Here is a 13,567-nt window from a genome sequence, read left to right on the forward strand (position 1 = left end):
CACTTGCTACTCAAGTTAACAGCAGTAAACTTTAAACACCCTTCTATCTTATAAATCAGTTAAAATAAAAATGATTTATCATCAAACAATAAATAAAGCCAATAATTTAGTTTCATACTAATTTATTAGGCGAAAAAATCAGAAGAAAAGTTCTATCAATAAAATAGATAATTAATCTTGTCATAATGATTTAAAGTTTAATAATGTACTTAGCTCATTAATAATTTCACTAATTATAAATCTCCTTGTAATCGTAAAATATTTTTCTCTAATTTCAGTAACAATAATGATAACTGACCCAGTTCATCCTGTGTAATATTTCCTAAAATCTCTTTGCGTGTATTATCAATTACCTCATCAACTGTTTTGATAAATGGCTCAGACTCTGGTGTCAGTTTTATTCTTTTTGCACGACGGTCATTCGCACAAGTGTGACGAGAAATCAGTTTTTTTTCCTCTAACTGATCTAATGTTCTCACTAATGAAGGTTGCTCAATACCAATCGCTTTTGCAAGTTGAATTTGCGACTGCTCCGGCGGTAGCTGGCTAATATTATGTAACGTAATCCAATGCGTTTGCGTTAGCTTAAGTGGTTTCAAACGATGATCAATCAGTGATCTCCACATGCGTACAACACGTGATAAATCAGCTCCTATTTGTGACTCCAATGTTCCCTCCTTATATAACACTATTCTGCCCAACAAATATACAACCCATAAATTATTCTTTAAATTATATATTCACTCCTTCTTGCTATGACAACTAATTATTAGAAAAAACCATGATAAATACCTATTTATAGTCATAGTCAATCATTTGATTTGTGATTTTAATCACCCATTAAATCCACTCATTTTATATATTAAACATCGTTTTATTTACTCACATAGACTATCAATGATCTTGTTAATAAGAATAGCCTTACTCCTCTTTCGAATCTATCTATTTTAACCCTTATAGTAATTACAATTAACAATAAAAAAGACAATTGCCGATTACTCCTTTAAAAACAATTAAATATAGTTAATCTTAAAATCATGCCATTTTCGGTAGCTTTGCCCTTATTTGATTATTATTTTGAATAACTAAAATTTAATTGAAGGATATATGAAGTAATTAACTATGTTTTATTAATTTCATTTCAATTTAATTACGCTTCAACGAATAGTCGTTAAAAAACTTTAATTAAAAAGATTGATGGGGGATGAGTGCGTTGATAACAATTAAAAAAGCTCTTGTTGAGGTGAAGGTGAGTCATCTTGCTGAGTTTTGACGGCTATTGAACGAATATAGCGCTGACGACATAAACGTAAGATATTACGCTTTTGGCTATCGGTAAATTTTAACCATCCGAAACGTTCTTCCCTAGAGCGAAAGCAACCACGGCAATAACCTTGCTCATTGGCTTGGCAAATCCCACGACAAGGGCTTTGAATTTCAAAAAACTCGAGTTGCTCTGCCATACTGATATCACCTAACTAAAAACACCAATTAATGATATACTCCACTAATACGATTATATCTATTATTTGTACAATAAATAAACCTATTTCATTGTGTTAAAGATAATAGGTACGTTATATTAGTCGTTAAAACGATTCAGTTTCATTTAGTTAATTCAAGGGAGTTCTCTTATGCGCTTACTACATACCATGTTACGTGTGACGGATATGCAGCGTTCAATTGATTTTTACACGAAGGTTCTCGGTATGCGTCTACTGCGTACCAGTGAAAACCCTGAGTATAAATATTCATTGGCATTCGTGGGTTACAGTGACGAAAGTGAAGGTGCCGTAATTGAGCTCACCTATAACTGGGGGGTTGATAGTTACGAATTAGGCACAGCTTATGGCCATATTGCCCTCGGTGTCGATAACGTCGCTCAGACCTGTGAAGATATCCGCCGTGCAGGTGGAAATGTGACACGTGAAGCAGGCCCAGTCAAAGGTGGTAGTACAATTATTGCTTTTGTAGAAGACCCTGATGGGTACAAAATCGAGCTAATTGAGAACAAAAGTGCTAGCAAAGGCCTCGGTAATTAATTCATTTCGATTCTTAAGTCACTAGGCAGTTCATATGCTGCCTAGTGTGAGTTTATCTGCAAAACTTTTCGGTTTTTGGCATAATAACCAACAACCGGAAACCTAAAATGAAAGCCTAATGTCTGATAAAAATAATCCTAACGCACTGGTTAGCCGCTTCAGGGGCTATTACCCTGTTGTCATTGATGTAGAAACTGGTGGGTTTAATGCCAAAACGGATGGTCTACTTGAAATTGCCGCCATCACGCTCAAAATGGATAAAGATGGCTGGTTATCGCCTGATGAAACACTTCATTTTCATGTTGAACCCTTTGAAGGGGCTAATTTAGAACCCGCTGCGTTAGCTTTTACGGGGATTGACCCAACTAACCCTTTACGTGGTGCTGTTAGTGAGTATGAAGCACTGCATGCCATTTTTAAAATGGTACGAAAAGGGATGAAAGCGACCGATTGTAATCGAGCTATCATTGTGGCTCACAACGCCACATTCGACCACAGCTTTGTCATGAATGCCGCTGAACGTGCGGGTTTAAAACGTAACCCTTTCCACCCTTTTGCGACTTTTGATACCGCTGCATTAAGTGGCCTTGTTTTTGGGCAAACGATTTTAGCTAAGGCCTGTGTCGCAGCAGGGATCCCTTTCGACGGTAAACAGGCTCACGGCGCTTTGTATGATACAAACCGCACTGCTCTTCTTTTTTGTGAGTTAGTTAATAAGTGGAAAAAGCTCGGTGGATGGCCACCAGCGGAGCAAGAGTAAAAAATAGCCGTATCCGAAATAGAAAGACCGTATTAGTCTAAACGCTTAATACGGTCTTTTTAGATACATTAATGACGAGATTACTCAGCTTTCGTCTCATCAGCAGGACGGTACTTGTCTGCTGTTTCTTTAATCAGTGACTGTAATTCACCACGCTGATACATTTCCATGATGATATCACAACCACCTACTAATTCACCGTCAACCCATAATTGGGGAAATGTTGGCCAATTTGCGTATTTTGGTAGCTCTGCACGGATATCTGGATTTTGCAGGATATCGACATAAGCGAAACGTTCACCACAAGCAGATAACGCTTGAACTGCCTGAGCAGAAAAACCGCAGCTAGGAAGCTTAGGAGAGCCTTTCATATACAGCAGGATTGGGTTTTCTTTAATCTGGCGTTCGATTCTTTCAATTGTCGTCATTTTTACTTCCTTAACATTAATATAATTAGTATATTTCTTGTTTTTCAATCAGATAAAAAATACAGAACAAAAAACATACTACATAATACTACATTTCACTCTTAATACATCAATGAGTTAAGCTGCGATTACGAATGAAAAAGAGGGGTGTTAAGCCCCTCCTTTGGTTTGCTTGTATTGTGACTTATTTATGATTCAAGTCAAATAAATCTACTACCCAGCACGCTCCCTGCTCTGCATCACTCTTTCCTGCCATACTCTCCCGCAATGATAAAAAACCAACGAATAACAGTCTCACTGAACTATCAGCCTATCTCACAAATTTATTTGGTATTAGGGAACAATCAGGAGAGCGACGGTAGTTATGAGCTAACTACACGTTAGTCATCCACCCGCTATTGAAAAGCCATACGTTCATCTCCCCGTTTACAGTTACGGTGAAACTCTGCTGATAAAATAATATCCCTATGATTTTACGGTGTATTTATCAGTAAGATTTGTTAAGATAACCCTATAATGTCTAAGCCTACAATCAGGCAGCCATATCGTGCTATTATTAATATATTAAATAATAGTTCATGCCGCATAAATGTTCAGTTTATGCACATTAACAGCATGATCATGGCTATAAAAATATTCGCTCAACTTTATGAGCACTACACCCATATGTGTTGTTTTACACCTAAACAAGGAGTACGCAATGTCTTTTGAACTACCCGCTCTACCTTATGCTAAGAATGCTCTAGAACCTTATATCTCGGAAGAAACACTCGAGTACCATTATGGTAAACACCATAATACCTATGTTGTTAACCTGAATAACTTAGTCAAAGGTACTGCTTTCGAAGGTAAATCACTCGAAGAGATCATTAAAACCTCAGATGCTGGTATTTTTAACAATGCGGCACAAGTTTGGAATCACACTTTCTACTGGAACTGCTTAGCGCCAAACGCTGGCGGGGAACCAACAGGTAAAGTCGCAGAAGCGATTAACAAAGCATTTGGTTCTTTCGCTGAATTTAAACAGCAGTTCACTGATGCAGCAACCAAAAACTTTGGTGCTGGTTGGACTTGGTTAGTTAAAAAAACTGATGGCAGCTTAGCGATTGTAAATACCTCTAACGCTGGCACCCCTATCTCTGGTGATGACAAACCTCTTCTTACTGTCGATATTTGGGAGCACGCCTACTATATTGACTACCGCAATGCACGTCCTAAGTATTTAGAGAACTTCTGGGCGCTGGTTAATTGGAAATTTGTTGAAGAAAATCTAGCTTAATTGATTTTTATCACTAACAATAAGGGCGAGTATTCACTCGCCCTTATTCATTCTACCTTTATTTAAAAGGCAAAATTAGAAAATATGTACTGCAAAAGCAATGATCACAGCCAAAGAACCTAACGCTGCTAATAATCCAAATTTAAAATCTGTATCCATGAGTTCCTCTCATCAAACGAACAGTTAACCAGCAACATAACCATAACTTTAACATGGTTAAATAAGTATGACATGACGATTTATAAAAACCAGTGTCTATATCACAGGTTATAACATCAATTATTTCTTTTGTTTTTGCGCTAGATCAGACAAAATCGATAACAAATCGCTAAATTATTGCCAGTTAAGGTACTATGCCTCAATATGCTGGTAATTTTTAATAAGAATTCATGACAAGACCGCTTATTGGTCAGGAGTTTTTTTTCCCCATGGCAACGATTAAAGATGTGGCGAAGCGCGCTGGCGTCTCCACCACAACCGTATCCCATGTAATTAACAAAACACGCTTTGTAGCCGATGATACTAAGGCTGCTGTTTGGGCTGCAATAAAAGAACTCAATTATTCGCCGAGTGCCGTTGCTCGTAGTTTGAAAGTTAATCATACAAAATCCATCGGCTTGCTCGCGACATCGAGTGAGGCACCTTATTTTGCTGAGGTCATTGAGTCTGTTGAAAACAGTTGTTATGAGAAAGGCTATACTCTAATTTTATGTAATTCGCATAATAACTTAGGTAAACAACAAGCTTATTTACAGATGCTGGCACAAAAACGTGTCGATGGCCTACTCGTCATGTGTTCTGAATATCCTGATAAACTAATCAATATGTTAGAAGATTACCGTAACATCCCAATGGTCGTTATGGATTGGGGAACATCACGCGGTGACTTTACTGACAGTATCATTGATAATTCATTCCATGGCGGCTATCTCGCGGGTCGTTACTTAATTGACCGAGGCCATCGCGATATTGCGGTGATCCCCGGCTCTTTGGAAAGAAATACAGGGATTGGGCGGCTCACTGGCTTTAAAAAGGCCATGGAAGAGGCGAAGGTCACTTTACGTGACGAATGGATTGTTCAAGGCGACTTTGAACCTGAGTCAGGCTATAAAGCCATGATGCAAATTTTGAGTAATAAGCAAAAACCCACTGCCGTATTCTGTGGTGGTGACATCATGGCGATGGGCGCCATTTGTGCCGCTGACGAAATGGGGCTACGGGTTCCTCAAGATATTTCCATTATAGGTTATGATAATGTGCGCAATGCACGTTATTTCACCCCTGCATTAACCACAATACATCAACCTAAAGAACGCTTAGGCCAAATGGCATTCGCTATGTTACTAGATCGCATAGTGAATAAACGTGAAGATGCACAAACAATCGAAGTGCATCCACGTTTAGTTGAACGGCGCTCAGTGGCTGATGGTCCGTTCATCGATTACCGCCGCTAATTAAGGAGCTAGCCATTCGGCGTTGAGTGTTTCACTGTCTCCTAAGTATTCAAGTAACCAACTCAACGCCGGTGAGGTATTTTTTTCAACCCAAGTTAAACAGCATGGGCTTGGCGGAAACGGCTGTGTTAATTGTAATGGCACAAGCTTTCCAGCTTCACAAAATGGCGCTCCGCGGTGTTCAGGTACCATCCCAACACATAACCCATTCACTAAACATGCCATTCCATTTTCCCAAAATGGCACGACTAAACGCCTCTGGTTATCTAGTGCCCATGTATCGCGTTTGGGTAGGTTCCTTGATGTATCTTCAAGGCACAGACTTGGGTATTCACGCATTTGGTCATCCGTTAATCCTCCCTTTAACTGCGCTAATGGGTGGTTAGGACTGGCAACACATAACCATGACATAAACCCCATATCGCGAAAACTATAGCGTTCGCCGATCGGTGAGGCGCGTGTTGCACCAATAGCCACATCGACACGCCCATCCGCAAGCGCATCCCAAACACCGTTAAAAACTTCAGGATGGATATACAACTCAATGTCTGGGAAGTGGCGATAGAAATCGAGGATCAATTGCTCCGTTCGTTGAGGTTTCACTATGCAGTCAACCGCAATACTAAACTGCCCTCGCCAGCCATTTGCGGCTTGCTGACACTGGTGGCGTGTCTGTGTCATTTTTTTGATAACAGATCGACTTTGCTTGATAAATATTTCCCCAGCCTCTGTTAAAACAACATCGCGGTGACGGCGCTCAAATATCGGTACTGCAAGCCATTCCTCGACTTGCTTGACCGTATAGCTAATCGCAGAAGGCACTCGGTGAAGCTCCTCTGCTGCACCACTAAAACTCCCAGTTCTTGCAACTGCATCAATCACTTCTAAGGAATGAGCTGACCACATAACGATACCTTTCAAAAATTTTGATAGCACATTCCAAATATTACCGTTTCACAATGTAAAAATACAACCTATACAATAGGGTATCTATTAACAATTTTGTAAATTTTAGATAAGTAATCTGCCATGACAAATACAGCGACAAAAAACTCCCCAGGCTTTATGTTCTACCTTGCTGGGTTGAGTATGCTAGGGTTCTTAGCTATTGATATGTATCTTCCCGCATTTGGGTCAATGCAAACTGCATTAAATACTTCTGAAGGCGCAATTAGTGCTTCTCTAAGTATCTTCTTAGGGGGATTTGCCCTTGCTCAACTGCTATGGGGGCCTTTATCGGATAAGCTAGGTCGTAAACCGATCCTCATTGCCGGTTTGTCACTCTTTATTTTAAGTTGTTTAGGGATGTTATGGGTCACCAGTGCAACACAACTGCTTATCTTACGTTTTTTACAGGCAATTGGCGTCTGTAGTGCAGCCGTTCTTTGGCAAGCACTAGTTATCGACCGTTATGACTCCTCTAGTACGCAAAAAGTGTTTGCGACCATTATGCCCCTAGTTGCTCTTTCTCCTGCTTTGGCGCCTTTATTGGGTGCATGGGTGCTTGAGCATTATGATTGGGAAATTATCTTTGTTGTTTTAATGGCCGTTGGGGTTTTATTATTACTTCCGACATTTTTATTAAAAAATGTTGCCCCAAAAGAGATCATTAGTAGTACATCAGGAAAAGAGTCCGTTTCATTTTTAAAATTACTCAGCTCACGTATATACAGTGGTAACGTTTTGGTTTACGCATCCTGTAGTGCCGGTTTCTTTGCTTGGTTAACGGGGTCACCTTTTATTTTAAGAAATATGGGTTTTGACCCAGCAGATATTGGTCTGAGTTATATTCCTCAAACTCTTGCCTTTATTATTGGTGGTTATGGATGTCGTTTTTTATTAATCAAAGTCCGTGCTGAAATCTTATTTCCATTATTATTGATCGGCTATGCTGTGAGTATGTCAATTCTGTTTGTAATGGCAATTTATACCACACCAAGCCTAACCATGATCTTAATCCCCTTTTGTTTTATGGCAGCAATGAACGGTGCTTCTTACCCAATTGCAGTTTCAAAAGCACTGAATGCCTACCCTCAGGCAAGTGGTAAAGCTGCCGCATTGCAAAATACCTTACAACTGGGATTGTGTTTTGTCGCCAGTATATTAGTTTCCGCATTACCTTTTGATCCGCTACTATCCACAACAGGTGTCATGGCAATAACAATATTACCAATGATTATTGGTTATTTTGTTCAAAACACAAAAGATTGCACTGAATCATCACGGAAAAATGCAGAATATCAGCCTCAATAACTAATTTTGCTATCAGCCACTACTCTGTAGTGGCTGATTTGGAATAAAAAACCTAATTAAGTCGTCTTTTTAAAATCATCCACTCTTTATTTGACATTCCAATTCTGTATATTTACTTTCAAATTCTACTTTTCTGGCTAAAGTGACATTTTTCGCCATTGTTAAATAAAACTATCGCTTCTATACTCGGATAATACTTAGTCCGAAGTGATTTTTGAGTTAATAAATATTGATGGTTTAAACTCAGGGCGCGACGGTATAAATGCGCTCCTGTCTTTGTGAAGCTATTCTTCGCAACCCTACACTTTCAGCAAACTGAAATTCTATCTCAAAAACCTTCATCTCAAGTTGGAGAGCATATGAGCACTTGTGTAGATGAAACTAAAGCGAAAGTTTCGAATTGGCAAAGGATCGCAGAGTCTTTATTAAACCAAGCAGGCATAGAAATAAACGGCTCTCGCCCTTTCGATATTCAAATACATAATACCGATTTTTATAAAAGGGTTTTACAAAAAGGGTCTCTCGGTCTTGGCGAGAGTTATATGGACGGCTGGTGGGACTGTGAGCGCTTAGATATATTTTTCTATAAAGTATTGCAAGCGAAACTCGACACTAAGCTGCCGAATAACCTTACCGATATCATGAAAGTCGCTATGGCGCGCCTAAGAAACCTGCAAACCCAAAAACGGTCTTGGATTGTAGGAGAAGAGCACTATGATTTGGGTAATGATCTTTTTACCCTAATGCTTGACCCTTATATGCAGTATTCTTGCGGTTATTGGCATGATGCGACATCACTTGAACAGGCACAAATTAATAAATTGGATCTAATTTGTCGCAAACTGCAAATAGAGCCGGGTATGCGCCTTTTAGATATTGGTTGTGGCTGGGGAGGCTTAAGCGCCTATGCCGCTCGCCATTATGGCGCCTCTGTTACAGGGGTCACTATCTCTAAAGAGCAACAAAAACTCGCACAAGAGCGTTGTAAAGGCTTAGACGTTAATATCATTTTGCAAGATTACCGTGAGTTAAATGATAAATTTGATCGCATCGTCTCTGTCGGCATGTTTGAACACGTTGGCCCTAAAAACTACGCAACCTATTTCGATGTGGCACGTAGAAATATTAAAGACGATGGCTTATTTTTGTTACACACAATTGGTTCTAACAAAAATAAAGTCAATGTGGACTCGTGGATTGGTAAATATATTTTCCCAAATGGCGTATTACCCTCTATTCAAAATATTGGGAACTCAAGTGAAGGTAAATTTATCATGGAAGATTGGCACAATTTTGGGGCTGATTACGATAAAACGTTAATGGCTTGGTATGAACGCTTCTTAAATAGTTGGTCAGAACTAAGTAATAATTATACTCCTCGCTTTAAACGTATGTTTACCTATTACTTAAACTCTTGTGCTGGCGCTTTCCGAGCAAGAGATATTCAGTTGTGGCAAATCCTCTGGAGTCCGAACGGCGTTAGCGGAGGCATTAGAGTTCCTCGGTAACACAATTACGGAATATTCCTTCTTATAAAGGCTCTATTATTGAGATGAATCTCTTTATAGAGCCTTTAATAATGCATAAATATTATTTTAATTAGTCTTTCGACTAAAAAACGTTATTATAAGTGATTCGAACAACTCGCTATGTAGGAATTATGCTCAAACAGTATTATCCGCCAACGGAATTGAATGGTTTTATCAGTTCGATTCTAATTATCAAGAAATTTACAACACCGATTAAAATTTTTCCTGGTACTGGCGCAGAAATTTGGGTTTCTACCAAAGCGTTACGTCTGTCTACTGATCACCATCAACAAGTCAACAAATATCAGCTTGTTATTCCGCGTATCGACACTTTTACCGCAGAGCCTAATCATGGGAAGCTCATGGTATTGCGTGTACGCCATGATGCCGTGCGTTTTTTATTACCTAAACGCATCTTAACTTATACCGATATACCGACCGCGTTAGCCGATATATGGCAGGATCCTTGGTATAAAGAGTTATCGAAATCATCCTTTAAAGGACTCCTTGATTGTTTTAATGCGACGAAAGTCTCAAAACAGCATCAATTAGTGGATGATATATTGGCGATCCTCTACCGAAATCCAACCAAAAAGATTAATGATATTGCTGATGAAATGGGATACAGCGCACGTTTTATACAAAAAGAATTTTTAAAAGAATATGGCATTACCCCTAAAAGATATCAGATAAATTGCCGTCTAGAACAACTACTTAAGGCAATGCTTGCCGAGCAAGATACCTATCGCTGGCTAGAAACAGGCTATTATGATCAGTCCCATTTCTATCGTGATTTTAAGCGTTATTTCACGATGACGCCGTCTGCTTTTTTGAAGTCTCATTATTCGTTTTTTTACAATACAAAAGCCAAGTTCCCTTTAAGATAGTTCTCGATACACATAAGGAGAACGGAATGAGTATTGTTGTATATGCACAAATCACAACAGAAAATAAGAATGGATTTTTAACCAAAGACATAATCAAAAATTTAGCTAAGCTAAGTCGTCGTGAGCAAGGATGCATTAAATATGACCTTATCACTAAAGAGGATGGTTACATCGTTTTTGAAGAATGGGAAAGTACCGATGCGCTTGAAATGCATAAAAAGTCAGCGCATTTTAAACGGCTCGTTGAAGCAATTGAACGTGATAATGCTAGCATTTCTATTAATTTTAGCGAAAAAGCATAGTGGCGCAAATTAATACTTGGTACTAAAAAACCCAACAAAAGTGCAAATACAAGGGATTTCCCCTTAAGATAGTAAAACTTATCAGACTTTTAATGCTATAACACCAGCTAACTCCTCGGTGCTATAGCATTTTCAGTTTCCCTCATACAAAGGGTGACATTTAGTTATCGCTTGCCTGTGTAATCGCTTCTTGAGCTTTTTTTTCCTGCTCTTTCTGCAATAAAACTCGTTCGACTGTATCAACTATCGCTTGAGTTTGTGGGTCTATTTCAATGTTCACTTTATCCCCCAGCCGTTTCAAACCTAATGTGGTTCTTGCTAAGGTTTCAGGGATCAGATGTACACAAAAACGGTTATTGATTACGTCACCGACAGTGAGACTGATCCCATCAATCGCAACAAACCCCTTGTGTAAAATATATTTCATCAATGCTTTGTCATAGATAGACAACCAAATTTGATGATTATCTTCTGATGTGAAGATTTTACTGATCTCTGCGGTCGTCACAATGTGGCCTGATACCACATGGCCGCCTATCTCATCACCATACTTTGCAGCTCTTTCAATGTTAACAACATCACCAACCTTCAATTCACCTAGGTTGGTTAGCCTGAGTGTTTCCTTGATTAAATCAAAGCTAACATATTCGCCATCTATTTTTGTTACTGTTAGGCAACAACCATTATGCGCTACGGAAGCGCCGGTCTCTAAGCCGACAAGCAGTTCTGGTGTAAATTTCATCACATGGGTACGAAAGTTAGCTCTCTCTGTAACCTCAACAATTGGGGCAGTCCCCTGAACGATACCTGTAAACATAATGATTCTCAGTGCTATGAATTGATAGTCTCAGTTTACCTAAACATTCTTAGAGATCTATCTAATTTGAGTGGTTTGGCTCAACCTATGTGTGAATTTGTGTAACATTATCATGCCGCTCCATACACAACTTTCTTTCATATTAAGAACAACAGATCATTGGCTTAAGTTATCAAAAGAGTTAAAATATAAAGTTGCTATTAACTATTTGATTTATCAAAAATCATTAGCATTTCTTTCTCTATATTCTATTAATCAGTATTTATTACTCTAAAGGTGTATGCGTGCAGAAATATTTTACAGAAGCGCGTAGCTTGCTCGCTCTCGGCATTCCGATCATTCTTGCTCAATTTTCACAAACGGCGATGGGTTTTGTGGATACCGTGATGGCAGGTAGTGTCAGTGAAACCGAGATGTCAGCAGTTGCAGTTGGATTTTCTATCTGGCTGCCAGCTATTCTTTTTGGTCAGGGGTTATTAATGGCACTGACACCTATCGTCGCACAGATGAATGGTTCTGGTCGCCGTCAGTTAATTGGTAATCAAATTCAGCAAGGGCTATGGCTAGCGTTCTTCCTTTCACTGGGTGTGATCTTTTTACTTTATAATAGTAAGTTAATTATTGGTAACATGCCGCATATTAATGAAGAGCTAGCAGATAAGTCTGTCCGTTTCTTACATGCGATTATGTGGGGTGCGCCCGGCTATCTATTTTATCAGGTCTTTCGTAGCCAATGTGAAGGTCTATCCAAAACCAAACCAGGCATGGTGATTGGTTTTCTCGGCTTGATGGTCAACATTCCCATTAACTATATCTTTATTTATGGGCATTTTGGTGCGCCTGCATTAGGTGGTGTGGGTTGTGGTGTCGCAACTGCATCAGTCTACTGGGTAATGTGCATTATGATGCGTTGGTACGTAAAAAGAGCGGGCTCACAACGCGATATTAAGGCGACACAACCCTTTGCTTCCCCTAACCCACTTATTATGAAACGTATTTTTGTTTTAGGTGCACCTATTGGGTTAGCGTTATTTTTTGAAGTGACACTATTTGCCATCGTCGCATTGCTGGTTGCGCCGCTGGGTGTCGTGGCAGTTGCAGGACACCAAGTTGCATTAAACTTCAGCTCGGTCATGTTTATGTTCCCATTGTCATTGGGTATCGCTGCCACTATCCGTGTGGGTTATAACCTTGGACAACAATCGACTGAAGCAGCGAAAGTCTCTTCTTATACCAGTTTGGCAGTTGGCTTATTAGTCGCATGCTGTACCGCGATCCTGACGGCAACCTTACGTGAACCTATTGCGTTAATGTATAACAAAAGCCCTGAAGTAGTTGTTCTCGCTTCAAGCCTCATGCTATTTGCAGCGATTTACCAGCTTTCAGATTCGGTGCAGGTCATCGGTGCAGGTATTTTACGCGGCTATAAAGATACGCGTTCTATCTTCTTTATTACCTTTACCGCTTACTGGATTTTAGGGTTACCTGTGGGTTATGTACTCGCATTAACTGACTTTATCTTCCCTGCGATGGGGCCTAAAGGCTTTTGGATCGGATTTATTGTGGGTCTAAGTGCGGCTGCCGTGGGTATGGCCACCCGTATTTGGTGGATCCATAGGCAACCTGATAGCGTTGTTTTACTTCGTTCAACGCGCTAATTGATGGAATAACAAGCAAATTATTCGATTGGGGAATGTATTTTTGCTTTAGTCGCTGTAAATACGAGCAAACTATCACGAAAATACATTTTCCCCTTGCCAGAACGGCGGTAGGACGTTAATATTCGTTCCCGTTGTCACCCTGACAGTTTTGAAAC

Annotated in this window: 15 protein-coding genes; 9 read left to right on the forward strand and 6 right to left on the reverse strand. The window is 39.5% G+C overall.

Translation table 11 applies throughout. The features are described from left to right. Positions 1–233: 233 nt before the first annotated feature. Together slyA and PR675_RS02530 are read right to left on the reverse strand one after the other, a co-directional pair. The gene (gene slyA, locus PR675_RS02525; RefSeq protein ID WP_036940025.1) at positions 234–668 is read right to left on the reverse strand and encodes a transcriptional regulator SlyA; all 435 of its coding nucleotides are present in this window, start codon (positions 666–668) and stop codon (positions 234–236) included. 555 nt (positions 669–1,223) lie between these two features. Then, entirely contained in the window at positions 1,224–1,463 is a 240-nt protein-coding gene (locus PR675_RS02530; RefSeq protein WP_004919204.1) for a DUF1289 domain-containing protein, read from the reverse strand. Between the two features lie 171 nt (positions 1,464–1,634). On the opposite strand from PR675_RS02530, the gene gloA reads away from it, so the two are divergent. Together gloA and rnt are read left to right on the forward strand one after the other, a co-directional pair. Continuing rightward, entirely contained in the window at positions 1,635–2,042 is a 408-nt protein-coding gene (gene gloA, locus PR675_RS02535; RefSeq protein WP_014658227.1) for a lactoylglutathione lyase, read from the forward strand. A gap of 118 nt (positions 2,043–2,160) precedes the next feature. Then, complete coding sequence (gene rnt / locus PR675_RS02540; RefSeq protein ID WP_004919199.1) at positions 2,161–2,802, forward strand: ribonuclease T; 642 nt, start codon at positions 2,161–2,163, stop codon at positions 2,800–2,802. A gap of 80 nt (positions 2,803–2,882) precedes the next feature. Here rnt and PR675_RS02545 read toward each other — a convergent pair whose 3' ends face one another. Then, a complete protein-coding gene (locus PR675_RS02545; protein WP_014658226.1) occupies positions 2,883–3,230 on the reverse strand; it encodes a Grx4 family monothiol glutaredoxin in 348 nt (115 codons plus the stop codon). 700 nt (positions 3,231–3,930) lie between these two features. Here PR675_RS02545 and sodB point away from each other — a divergent pair. After that, the gene (gene sodB, locus PR675_RS02550; RefSeq protein WP_014658225.1) at positions 3,931–4,509 is read left to right on the forward strand and encodes a superoxide dismutase [Fe]; all 579 of its coding nucleotides are present in this window, start codon (positions 3,931–3,933) and stop codon (positions 4,507–4,509) included. Between the two features lie 75 nt (positions 4,510–4,584). Here sodB and cydH read toward each other — a convergent pair whose 3' ends face one another. Next, on the reverse strand, positions 4,585–4,668 hold the full coding sequence (cydH, locus tag PR675_RS20965) for a cytochrome bd-I oxidase subunit CydH (protein ID WP_101495216.1): 84 nt from the start codon (positions 4,666–4,668) through the stop codon (positions 4,585–4,587). Positions 4,669–4,937: 269 nt separating this feature from the next. On the opposite strand from cydH, the gene purR reads away from it, so the two are divergent. Beyond that, positions 4,938–5,963 carry an HTH-type transcriptional repressor PurR gene (gene purR / locus PR675_RS02555; protein WP_014658224.1) on the forward strand — a complete coding sequence of 342 codons (1,026 nt, stop codon included), beginning with the start codon at positions 4,938–4,940 and terminating at the stop codon, positions 5,961–5,963. Here purR and punR read toward each other — a convergent pair whose 3' ends face one another. After that, positions 5,964–6,869, reverse strand: coding sequence for a DNA-binding transcriptional activator PunR (punR, locus tag PR675_RS02560; RefSeq protein ID WP_014658223.1), 906 nt, complete (start codon positions 6,867–6,869; stop codon positions 5,964–5,966). It lies immediately after the preceding gene. A 123-nt stretch (positions 6,870–6,992) separates the two neighbouring features. Here punR and punC point away from each other — a divergent pair, with 123 nt between their 5' ends. The 4 genes from punC (at position 6,993) to PR675_RS02580 (ending at position 10,934) form a co-directional block, all read left to right on the forward strand. Beyond that, positions 6,993–8,216: a purine nucleoside transporter PunC gene (gene punC, locus PR675_RS02565; RefSeq protein ID WP_004919190.1), complete on the forward strand. Its 1,224-nt coding sequence runs from the start codon at positions 6,993–6,995 to the stop codon at positions 8,214–8,216. Positions 8,217–8,575: 359 nt separating this feature from the next. After that, positions 8,576–9,724, forward strand: a complete 1,149-nt coding sequence (gene cfa / locus PR675_RS02570) for a cyclopropane fatty acyl phospholipid synthase (protein ID WP_014658221.1) — start codon at positions 8,576–8,578, stop codon at positions 9,722–9,724. Positions 9,725–9,876: 152 nt separating this feature from the next. Further along, positions 9,877–10,632, forward strand: coding sequence for a helix-turn-helix transcriptional regulator (locus tag PR675_RS02575; protein WP_004919186.1), 756 nt, complete (start codon positions 9,877–9,879; stop codon positions 10,630–10,632). Positions 10,633–10,658: 26 nt separating this feature from the next. Continuing rightward, a complete protein-coding gene (locus PR675_RS02580) occupies positions 10,659–10,934 on the forward strand; it encodes a putative quinol monooxygenase (protein ID WP_004919184.1) in 276 nt (91 codons plus the stop codon). A 160-nt stretch (positions 10,935–11,094) separates the two neighbouring features. Here PR675_RS02580 and PR675_RS02585 read toward each other — a convergent pair whose 3' ends face one another. After that, the gene (locus PR675_RS02585) at positions 11,095–11,751 is read right to left on the reverse strand and encodes a riboflavin synthase (protein WP_004919182.1); all 657 of its coding nucleotides are present in this window, start codon (positions 11,749–11,751) and stop codon (positions 11,095–11,097) included. Positions 11,752–12,035: 284 nt separating this feature from the next. Between PR675_RS02585 and PR675_RS02590 the strand changes: the two genes are divergently transcribed. Further along, positions 12,036–13,409, forward strand: a complete 1,374-nt coding sequence (locus PR675_RS02590) for an MATE family efflux transporter (protein ID WP_004919178.1) — start codon at positions 12,036–12,038, stop codon at positions 13,407–13,409. The last annotated feature ends 158 nt before the right edge of the window (positions 13,410–13,567 follow it).

The sequence above is a fragment of the Providencia sp. PROV261 genome (assembly GCF_028477945.1).
Taxonomy (GTDB): Bacteria; Pseudomonadota; Gammaproteobacteria; order Enterobacterales; family Enterobacteriaceae; genus Providencia; species Providencia stuartii.

What these genes read in the sequence shown, in the direction of transcription:
- PR675_RS02530 (WP_004919204.1), bottom strand. Translation starts at nt 1,463, where the DNA reads ATGGCAGAGCAACTCGAGTTTTTTGAAATTCAAAGCCCTTGTCGTGGG.
- gloA (WP_014658227.1), top strand. Translation starts at nt 1,635, where the DNA reads ATGCGCTTACTACATACCATGTTACGTGTGACGGATATGCAGCGTTCA.
- rnt (WP_004919199.1), top strand. Translation starts at nt 2,161, where the DNA reads ATGTCTGATAAAAATAATCCTAACGCACTGGTTAGCCGCTTCAGGGGC.
- PR675_RS02545 (WP_014658226.1), bottom strand. Translation starts at nt 3,230, where the DNA reads ATGACGACAATTGAAAGAATCGAACGCCAGATTAAAGAAAACCCAATC.
- sodB (WP_014658225.1), top strand. Translation starts at nt 3,931, where the DNA reads ATGTCTTTTGAACTACCCGCTCTACCTTATGCTAAGAATGCTCTAGAA.
- cydH (WP_101495216.1), bottom strand. Translation starts at nt 4,668, where the DNA reads ATGGATACAGATTTTAAATTTGGATTATTAGCAGCGTTAGGTTCTTTG.
- purR (WP_014658224.1), top strand. Translation starts at nt 4,938, where the DNA reads ATGGCAACGATTAAAGATGTGGCGAAGCGCGCTGGCGTCTCCACCACA.
- punR (WP_014658223.1), bottom strand. Translation starts at nt 6,869, where the DNA reads ATGTGGTCAGCTCATTCCTTAGAAGTGATTGATGCAGTTGCAAGAACT.
- punC (WP_004919190.1), top strand. Translation starts at nt 6,993, where the DNA reads ATGACAAATACAGCGACAAAAAACTCCCCAGGCTTTATGTTCTACCTT.
- cfa (WP_014658221.1), top strand. Translation starts at nt 8,576, where the DNA reads ATGAGCACTTGTGTAGATGAAACTAAAGCGAAAGTTTCGAATTGGCAA.
- PR675_RS02575 (WP_004919186.1), top strand. Translation starts at nt 9,877, where the DNA reads ATGCTCAAACAGTATTATCCGCCAACGGAATTGAATGGTTTTATCAGT.
- PR675_RS02580 (WP_004919184.1), top strand. Translation starts at nt 10,659, where the DNA reads ATGAGTATTGTTGTATATGCACAAATCACAACAGAAAATAAGAATGGA.
- PR675_RS02585 (WP_004919182.1), bottom strand. Translation starts at nt 11,751, where the DNA reads ATGTTTACAGGTATCGTTCAGGGGACTGCCCCAATTGTTGAGGTTACA.